The sequence below is a fragment of the Stenotrophomonas sp. 3diitr2024 genome, assembly GCF_042136455.1.
GTDB classification, from domain to species: domain Bacteria; phylum Pseudomonadota; class Gammaproteobacteria; order Xanthomonadales; family Xanthomonadaceae; genus Stenotrophomonas; species Stenotrophomonas sepilia.
Genome location: NZ_JBHHMJ010000783.1, coordinates 1 through 4,203, shown reverse-complemented (window position 1 = coordinate 4,203; position 4,203 = coordinate 1). Strand labels below are relative to the sequence as shown.

The 4,203-nt window shown below is 67.9% G+C and carries 3 protein-coding genes; 1 reads left to right on the top strand and 2 read right to left on the bottom strand.

The window, feature by feature from the left end:
* Positions 1-81 precede the first annotated feature (81 nt).
* Together ABGA94_RS20620 and ABGA94_RS20615 are read right to left on the bottom strand one after the other, a co-directional pair.
* Entirely contained in the window at positions 82-882 is an 801-nt protein-coding gene (locus ABGA94_RS20620; RefSeq protein ID WP_134956402.1) for a UDP-2,3-diacylglucosamine diphosphatase, read from the bottom strand.
* A complete protein-coding gene (locus tag ABGA94_RS20615; protein ID WP_111128367.1) occupies positions 879-2,594 on the bottom strand; it encodes a lysophospholipid acyltransferase family protein in 1,716 nt (571 codons plus the stop codon). Before ABGA94_RS20615 ends, ABGA94_RS20620 begins: the two co-directional genes overlap by 4 nt.
* 337 nt (positions 2,595-2,931) lie before the next feature.
* Between ABGA94_RS20615 and metK the strand changes: the two genes are divergently transcribed.
* Complete coding sequence (metK, locus tag ABGA94_RS20610) at positions 2,932-4,143, top strand: methionine adenosyltransferase (RefSeq protein WP_005408103.1); 1,212 nt, start codon at positions 2,932-2,934, stop codon at positions 4,141-4,143.
* Positions 4,144-4,203: the final 60 nt, after the last annotated feature.

Genomic DNA, 4,203 nt, shown 5'->3' with positions numbered 1-4,203 from the left:
CCGAGCCCATGCTCGGCTGCCGTTACACGCAATGAAGAGCAGCCGAGCATGGGCTCGGCTCTACAAGGGGACACACGCGGGCTATGCCGCCTGCGACAACCGCGCGCCCGGCAGCTCCACCAGCGTCTGGCCGTTGTGGTCCAGCAGGCGCAGCGCGCCGTCGTGGTCTTCGACCAGCGCGGTCAGGCTTTCCACCCAATCCCCATCGTTGGCATAGACCAGGCCATCGCGTTCGACCAGCGCGGCGCGGTGGATATGCCCGCAGACGATGCCGTCCAGGCCGCGCCGGCGCACGTCGTCCAGGCCGGCCTGCACGAAGCGCTCGATGTAGCGTTCAGCCGCACCACTGCGCTTCTTCAGGAACTCCGATAGCGACCAATAGCGCATGCCAAGCTGGCGGCGCACCGCGTTCAATGCCTGGTTGCCGGTGAGGATGCGGTAATACAGCCAGTCACCGAACTTTTCCTGCAGGCCGCCGAAGTGGGTCACGCCGTCGTAGTCGTCGCCGTGCGCGACCAGCAGCCGGCGGCCATCGGCGGTCACGTGGATGGCGCGGCGGCGCACCTGCATCGCCGGCAGCATCATCCCGCACACCTGGCGCAGCGATGCATCGTGGTTGCCGGGGATGTAGATGATCTCGGTGCCAGCGCGACGCAATGCGTGCAGCGCCTGGATGACCTCGCTGTGCGACTGCCGCCAGTTGGCACGGCGGTGCGCCATCCACCACAGGTCGATGATGTCGCCGACCAGGTACAGCCGTTCACAGCGCAGTTGCGAGAGAAAGCGCGCCAGCTCGGTGGCATGGCAGTGACGTGATCCCAGGTGCACGTCGGAGACGAACACTGCGCGCCGGTGCGGCGACAGGTTCGCCAGCGTGCTCATGCCGGCGTCCCCGCGTCGCGCAGGTAACGTTTGCGCTTGTTCGGCCGGATCGCACACAGGTCCACCTCGATCAGGCCGTCGATCGAATCGCTGAAGTCCGGATCCACCCCGAAGGCGAGGAAGCGCGCGCCGCCCGGTTCGCACAGATCGGTGTACTGGCGATACAGCGTGGGTACGCCGGTACCGAGTGCAGCCAGGTTGGCCTTGAGCACGTCGAACGCGGCGCCTGCATCCAGCTCACCGAAACTGGGCGGTGCGGCAAAGTACTGGAACGGCCGGTTCGATTCGGCCATGCCGGCGGTGCCGCTGTAATAGCGCTGGTAGTACGCCACCAGCTGCTCGCGCGCATCGCGCGGCAGCGCCGCACTGATCGACACCGCGCCGAACAGGTAGCGGATCCCCGGCCGGCACTGCAGGTAGGCACCGATGCCCTGCCACAGGTAATCCAGGCTGCGGCTGCCCCAGTAGTCGGGCACCACGAAGCTGCGGCCCAGTTCCAGGCCTTCGGCGATGTGGCTGATGGCGTCGTCGGAATAGCGGAACAACGACGCACTGTAGAGGCCGGACAGGCCGTGCCGGGCCAACGCGTGGGCACCACGCATGATCCGGTACGCGCCAGCGATGCGCTGCGCGGCGGCGTCCCAGATCACGATGTGCTCGTACTGCGGGTCGTAGTTGTCGAGGTCACGGCTGCGGCCGGTGCCCTCACCCACCTGGCGGAAGGTCAGTTCGCGCAGGCGGCCCAGTTCCAGCAGCAGTGGCGAATCGGCAGTGCAGGTGGCCAGCAGGATCTGCTTGCCGTCGGCGGTCTGGCCCAGCTGGGTGGCGGCTGCGATGCCAGCGGCGACCTGCGAAGGTGGCAGCGGGGCGGCCAGCGGCTCAGGGCCTGCGCAGGCAGCGGCATTGCCGGCCGCGCCATTGCGGCCCAGCGCATAGAGTGCGCGGCGTACCGCCAGCAGTTGGGCACCCGGGTCGCCGCCGTCGCCCAGCCTCATCGGCTCGCCGATGCTCAACCGCAGTGGGCGGCCACGACGGGTGAACATCTCGCGCGCCAGCAGCGCGGTACCGGCCGGCTTGAACAGGGTCGAGGCGCCATAGAACAGTGCCGAGTTGCGCGCTTCCACCCGCACCGGCAGCACCGGCGCGCCGGCCGCGCGGGCAAAGCGGACAAATCCCCGCTGCCAGCGGCCATCGCGGATGCCGCGCAGCGACAGGCGCGAGACCTCGCCAGCCGGGAACACGATCACGCACTGCTCGGCGGCCAACGCCTGCTCCACCGCATGCAGGCTGCCGCGCTGCGCCTTGCCGCCCAGGATGCGCACCGGCAACAGCAGATCCTGCAGCGGCGCAATCGCCCCCAGCAGGTCGTTGGCCACGATCCGCACATCGCGGCGGATACGGCCGACCGCGTCCAGCAAGGCCAATGCGTCCAGAGCCCCGGAAGGGTGGTTGGCGACGATCAGCAGGCGGCCGGTGGCCGGAATCTTCGCCAGCGCGGCCGGATCCACCTGGTACTGGCCGCCGATGAACTCCAGGCCGGCGGCGACGAAACCGAAGCCGCGCAGGCCTGAGCTGCGCTGCAGGAAGGCTTCGATCTGGTCCAGGCGCGACCAGCGGCCGACGCTGCGCAGCAACGGCCGCGCCAATTGGCCGCGACGGCCATGGAACCAATCGGGGAAACGTTGCTGGAGACGCTGTTCGAGTTCCTGCATGGCGGATCCACTGATGCCCGGCGGCCGGATTGGCCGACAGCCTGCGCCCGGCAGGCGGCAGCCAGATGGCGGTTTCGGGGCAGAACGATGACGGCCGGCTCCCTTGACGGCCGGGTCGCGGCCTGCGCGGTCGGGGGTTGGGCAGCCCCGTCTGTTGTTGTCACGCTGGTGGAACACTGGGCCTCGAGGCTGGCCCCCAATCCCGTCGTGACGGCCCCTGCCGGGCCTACGCGGGCTTAACCACCGGCAACCGGTACCGGTTCACAATGCACAGGCGGCGCACCCCGTGTATCATGCGCGCCCATCTTTCCATCCGAATCAAGGGATATTACGCCTGATGTCCAGCTATCTCTTCACCTCCGAGTCGGTCTCCGAAGGCCATCCGGACAAGGTTGCCGACCAGATCTCCGATGCGGTGCTGGACGCGATCCTGACCCAGGACCAGCGCGCCCGCGTGGCCTGCGAGACCATGGTCAAGACCGGCGTTGCCATCGTGGCCGGTGAAATCACCACCAGCGCCTGGATCGACCTGGAAGCGCTGACCCGCAAGGTCATCACGGACATCGGCTACGACAGCTCCGACGTCGGCTTCGACGGCGCCACCTGCGGCGTGCTGAACCTGATCGGCAAGCAGTCGCCGCACATCGCCCAGGGCGTGGACCGCAAGAAGCCGGAAGAAATGGGCGCTGGCGACCAGGGCCTGATGTTCGGCTATGCCACCAACGAGACCGACAGCTACATGCCGGCCGCGATCCACCTGTCGCACCGCCTGGTCGAGCAGCAGGCAAAGATCCGCAAGAAGAAGAACTCGCCGCTGTCGTGGCTGCGCCCGGACGCCAAGAGCCAGGTCACCCTGCGCTATGAAAACGGCGTGGTCTCGGCCATCGACGCCGTGGTCCTGTCGACCCAGCACGCCCCGGGCATCAAGCAGAAGGACCTCATCGAGGCCGTCCGCGAAGAGATCATCAAGCCGGTGCTGCCGGCCAAGTGGCTGCACAAGGGCACCAAGTTCCACATCAACCCGACCGGCAAGTTCGAGATCGGCGGCCCGGTGGGCGACTGCGGCCTGACCGGCCGCAAGATCATCGTCGACACCTACGGCGGCTGGGCCCGTCACGGTGGTGGCGCGTTCTCCGGCAAGGACCCGTCCAAGGTCGACCGCTCGGCCGCCTACGCGGCCCGCTACGTCGCCAAGAACGTGGTTGCCGCCGGCCTGGCCGACCGTTGCGAAGTGCAGGTCTCCTACGCCATCGGCGTGGCTGAGCCGACCTCGATCTCGGTCACCACCTTCGGCACCGGCAAGATCAGCGACGACAAGATCGAAAAGCTGATCCGCAAGCACTTCGACCTGCGCCCGTACGGCATCATCAAGATGCTGGACCTGATCCACCCGATGTACCAGCAGACCGCGGCCTATGGCCACTTCGGCCGCAAGCCGAAGGAGTTCAGCTACCTCAACGGCGAAGGCGAGACCGTCAACGCCACGGCCTTCTCCTGGGAGAAGACCGACCGCGCCGCCGCCCTGCGCGCCGATGCGAAGCTGAAGTAAGCAACACGAAGGGCCGCGCAAGCGGCCCTTCTGCTTCTGGTAGAGCCGGCCGCTGGCCGG

Excerpts from the sequence above, each read along its gene's own strand:
- ABGA94_RS20620 (WP_134956402.1), bottom strand. The coding sequence starts at position 882 with ATGAGCACGCTGGCGAACCTGTCGCCGCACCGGCGCGCAGTGTTCGTC.
- ABGA94_RS20615 (WP_111128367.1), bottom strand. The coding sequence starts at position 2,594 with ATGCAGGAACTCGAACAGCGTCTCCAGCAACGTTTCCCCGATTGGTTC.
- metK (WP_005408103.1), top strand. The coding sequence starts at position 2,932 with ATGTCCAGCTATCTCTTCACCTCCGAGTCGGTCTCCGAAGGCCATCCG.